Annotated in this window: 3 protein-coding genes; all 3 read right to left on the bottom strand. The window is 51.8% G+C overall.

Annotated elements, in window-relative coordinates:
• Window positions 1-879 precede the first annotated feature (879 nt).
• Window positions 880-1149, bottom strand: coding sequence for a hypothetical protein (locus RSSM_RS30420; RefSeq protein ID WP_044304076.1), 270 nt, complete (start codon window positions 1147-1149; stop codon window positions 880-882).
• A 1727-nt stretch (window positions 1150-2876) separates the two neighbouring features.
• Window positions 2877-3347, bottom strand: a complete 471-nt coding sequence (locus RSSM_RS30400; RefSeq protein ID WP_144060244.1) for a hypothetical protein — start codon at window positions 3345-3347, stop codon at window positions 2877-2879.
• A 101-nt stretch (window positions 3348-3448) separates the two neighbouring features.
• The coding region (locus tag RSSM_RS30395) for a hypothetical protein (RefSeq protein WP_044304073.1) at window positions 3449-4305 on the bottom strand (857 nt) is incomplete at its 5' end.

Genomic DNA, 4305 nt, shown 5'->3' with positions numbered 1-4305 from the left:
AACGCCCACCATCAGCGGGCCGGTGCTATCGACAGATTTGGCCGATTGAGCCCCACACCGGCTCCGTTGCATGGTTTGGTTATTCGGTCACGGGCCTAGAATGTCTTAATGTCTTCCCACGGGACACCGAGCTGATAGCTTATTGCATCCTTGGTTGCCTTCCGCACGTTTTTAGACTTCCCAGATTCGATCCGCTCGATTGTCTTTGCGTCCACCCCAGGGAAGCTGGATTGGGTTAATTCTTTCTGCATCCGCACCCGACGAAGGCAGTCTCCGAAATCTGTGCTTGTGTTGCGAAGATTCTTGCGGTAGCGACGGCGGAAATCCCCGTCGAATTCATACAAGATGGATTCAACGGTCGCTTCGTAGTCTCCGAATAGCAAGGTGTTCCCGTAGTCGCCAATTGCAAATCTTGAGAAGTCTGGCTTGGTGCCGTCCCCGGATGGACGCAAGCAAGAGTGGGGAAGGTGATTGCGGTTGCGTCCCCACGCCACAATGTAGTCATTCGCATTTCGTTGTGCATTACGCCCCCCACGACTAGGTCTCGGGCGTTTTCCGCTGACACTGCCTCTGATAGTGCTTCAGGGTCGAGCCATGCAGCGTCGTCCCCGCCGTACGCAACATCCTTGAATCGCCCTTCAAGCAGCGGAGAAAAATCGACGTTAATTGGGAAAGAGACAACAGCACTTCCCGATCGCCTTCGCCTCCTCCACTCGGGGCTCTTCATTAGTTGTGTGGTTAATTTAAGATCCTCGAAAACCCAATTGGTCTTTGCTTCGGATAACGCATGAACCGCGTCCGATATCTTTGAGAATCTACGGACCCCTGCAACGTTGATCTTTTTCTTGGAGACTAGCACGATCTTCATGGCGATTCAGGTTATACAGGGTTGTTGGGGTATTTTTCGTCCCAGTTGTCCTTGATCTCTTTAAGCGTGCTTTCGCTCATGATTTCTTTCACAAGCTTACTAGGGACTTCGTCTGGATTTGGCGAGAAATCCATGAATTCATGGTCACGCAGGTTGATCCGCCATCTCTTGGTTTTGAAACAGACGGTCACATGAGGCGGCTCGCACGTTTCCTTCTCGGATATCTTTACTTTCCATCCCGCAGCCTTGAATAGCTTGGATAAAGTTACGTTGTAAGGCATCAGCGTTTTAGATAGGCAAGTGTAGCTTGTAATGTCGCATTTGTCAACACCGCCAAAACAGACATTACACTGTGGGGCAGAACGGTGGGCAAAGAACCGACAGTTAGGCCGCAAGTAAGTCGAATAACGATTAATTACCCGGTTAACTAACGGGTGTAAGCAGGGCTAGATCGAATAACGTCCGGATTCACCGGGTCGGGAAGGTTGATTGTCTATTTGAAAACGGCGGCAAGCCCGACTCCGGTGCAATCCCTGGTTATCCGCGATTACAGTGATAGGATGCGATTTTCACAAATGTCAAGACCCGACAGTTCATGCGATTCAATAGCATCGCATAGACGCTGGGAAGCAAAAAATCGTGGGCCAAACCGAGAGAACCCGAAAATATCGCATTTGGGTCGGTACTTGGGGCGAAGGAAAATCTGCTTAGGCGCAATTCGCGAAAACTGGTCACAGCCTTTGAGCGTTCCCTCCCGAGCCGCGATTGTCGTGAGCTCAAAGTCCGCCTCGGATTTCAGCCGGATGGTCCGAATTGGGTCACTTAGGATGTCAACAAGCAAGAACGATGAGCGAGCGTAATCAATCGCGTCAAGTTGAATCGTGTTCTTGAAGTAGAGGTAACAGAGCGACCATGGTGTGGAATCATGGTCAATGACAGTTACATTGTATTTGCGAAAAGCACCAAGGTTTACCGTTTGGAAGGCCGCCGCAGCTTCGTAGGTCATCAGAATGCCGTCAGGCCAAAGATGTGACGATAGCACATCAGTCCACTTTGCGTGCCTCTGCATAGTCAGCTCGAACGAGCGTTTGGGAGGAAAACCGGTTTTTCCGAGGCCATCGGAATCACCAAAGTTAGGTGCTTCTTTGTAGATGGCTTGCGGATAGTCGCCGCAGGTTTCTGCGTCACTAGAGTGATGCAGCTCCGATGCGGCTTTCGAGACGGGCTGCCGCTTCGTTGGTTTGTTTGCACGAGCGATCAACGCTTCTGCGGCAGAGTCTAGCGGATGTTGGCGTTTCTTTGCCATTGGCCGTTCAAGCAGAGTGTGTTGGTGAATTTCAGTCGGATAACGGTAGCGTTATGCGGGCGGGCGCGGTTGATCAACCATTGCCAAACGTCAACTCGCCCGCTCCGTATCAACGCATGGTTCGCCGCAATATTCGGTCCAGCGACTCTAGTTGCGATAAAGAGTGCCTGACGGCTTCGCCATCACGGCTCCCCGCATCATGTCAACCAGAATAATCGAAACGCCGATCATTATGCAAACAGCAAAACATAGACCGAATTGTACGCTCAGAATTTCAGGAATACGAAGTGCCCATGTAAGCAAAACCGCGGCCACGGCAAACCTAGCAAGCAACAGCGGCATAGACCGTTTGGCTTGGTACCAAACGTGAGTGTTGCAGGAGGGGCAATAGTGTCTCGGGCGTCTGCGTCCAACAATCGGTACGCGCAACGCGGCAAAGTAGCAGTCGGCGATTTGCGGGACGCCGCACGAAGGACACCGGTGATGGGGCTTGATTGGAATCAGCATCGATGCTGTGTATCGCGGCCTTCCGTCGGCGAACGTCCGGCATCACCGGGTCGGGAGAGTTGGTTTTCCATTCGTGAAACCGCGCAAGCCCGACTCCGCGTGCATGCCATGGTTCGTCGCGATCAGATACTTCACCAATCGGAGAGATGCACAAAAGAGAGATCATGGATGTCGAACAAACACACCGAATCCCACCTATCCCAAAATACGACCGCCATCGCTCCGAATGCATGGACCGTAACCGTAGTTCTTAACACTCCCACGCAGACCTGATGGCATCCACCATCGCAAGTATGCGTAACCAATCGACGGAAGTGGTTCGATCGGAATCGAATAGACGCGTCCCACCGGCTTATACACCGCAACGAAAACTCGCCTCACAACCGGTGACTCTCGATAACCTGGGTCGTAAATAGTGTAGGCCGCAATTGCCGGACCGAGTGAGAGTATCACGGCGAGCGACATCGCGATACCAATAAGCCCAATATTGCGAAGTCTCGCCGTAGCTCGAATACACCCAATCAAGCAAGCCAATACGGAGAAAACAACGACACCACAGAGCAGTGTGTGGCCAGCGAGCGTCCAAAACGCAAATGCAATGGCAGATGCAATGACCGTCAGGAGAAGCTGGTTTAGCGAGAATGTTGTCTTCATTTTGAAACGCATGTGATCGCCTCGTCGACGAACGCTACGCATCAGCGGGGACGGGCAAAAGACATGCAAGCATACCAAAACGCATGCCACCCGTCCTCCGTTGCATGCGATGGTTATCCCTCTTCGGGTTTGTAATCGAGGCTTGTTGCACCGTCGAAGTCTGTCGGGCGAGGGAAGATGCAACCAAGCACATCAGCAACTTTCTCACCCTTCTCGTTTAATCGTTCCTTCTCTCCAGGGCCAGAAAGTGAGAACCCAGTTTCGCCGTACCCAAACTTTTGCCCATATAGTTCAACACCAATTAGTCCCGGAAGTTCACAGTCTTCGGGTGCGTGAATGGCAAACATAGGAACGATAAATCCGGCCGGATGAATAATATCTATTCGATTTCGCCCTTTCGAGTCTTTAAAAACGAAGCGACGTATTGGTGGCTGGAAATAATGCAGTTCAAGCATTACGCCGTTGGATCTAGGGAGTTTCGGTATTTCGTTGATATCGACCATCAGGTCATGCTTTGAACATTTGGTAGTCTCTTCCAATTGTTCAATTCCTTGTACGCCAGCGCCGACTGCCGGGCCGCTCCCAACCTCTTCTAGTGGACGGGAGAAAACGCCAAGACCTTTCGGTTTGCCGTCATCACCCAAGCCCGAGCGTACACCGTCGCCGGAATACTGCACGAAACCGCTCCGATGATGAGTAATTTTGAGCCGACCTTCGTCGAGCTCCGATAATTCCAAAGCGTCGCCGAAGGCAATGAGTTGCTCGTCGGTGTCGTAGTTGACCGTCATCTTTGAGAGGACGGCCTTCTTAGCCGAATGGTAAGGTGCGGTGAGCGAGTAAGAGCCGTCACCAGTGAAAAGAAGTTTTGCAAACTTCCTCCGCTTGCCATCGGACTCAATGATGATGAGATGCTTGGAGGATTTCGCCATTGAGAGGATACTTTGGTGGGATAACGGCAGGGTTTTGCGGG

This window comes from Aporhodopirellula sallentina SM41 (assembly GCF_000346505.1).
In the GTDB taxonomy this organism is placed as follows: Bacteria; Planctomycetota; Planctomycetia; order Pirellulales; family Pirellulaceae; genus Rhodopirellula; species Rhodopirellula sallentina.
This window is presented reverse-complemented; position numbering and strand designations above follow the sequence as displayed.

Coding starts and splice junctions, on each gene's coding strand:
- RSSM_RS30420 (WP_044304076.1), bottom strand. CDS start 1,149: ATGCCTTACAACGTAACTTTATCCAAGCTATTCAAGGCTGCGGGATGG.
- RSSM_RS30400 (WP_144060244.1), bottom strand. CDS start 3,347: ATGCGTTTCAAAATGAAGACAACATTCTCGCTAAACCAGCTTCTCCTG.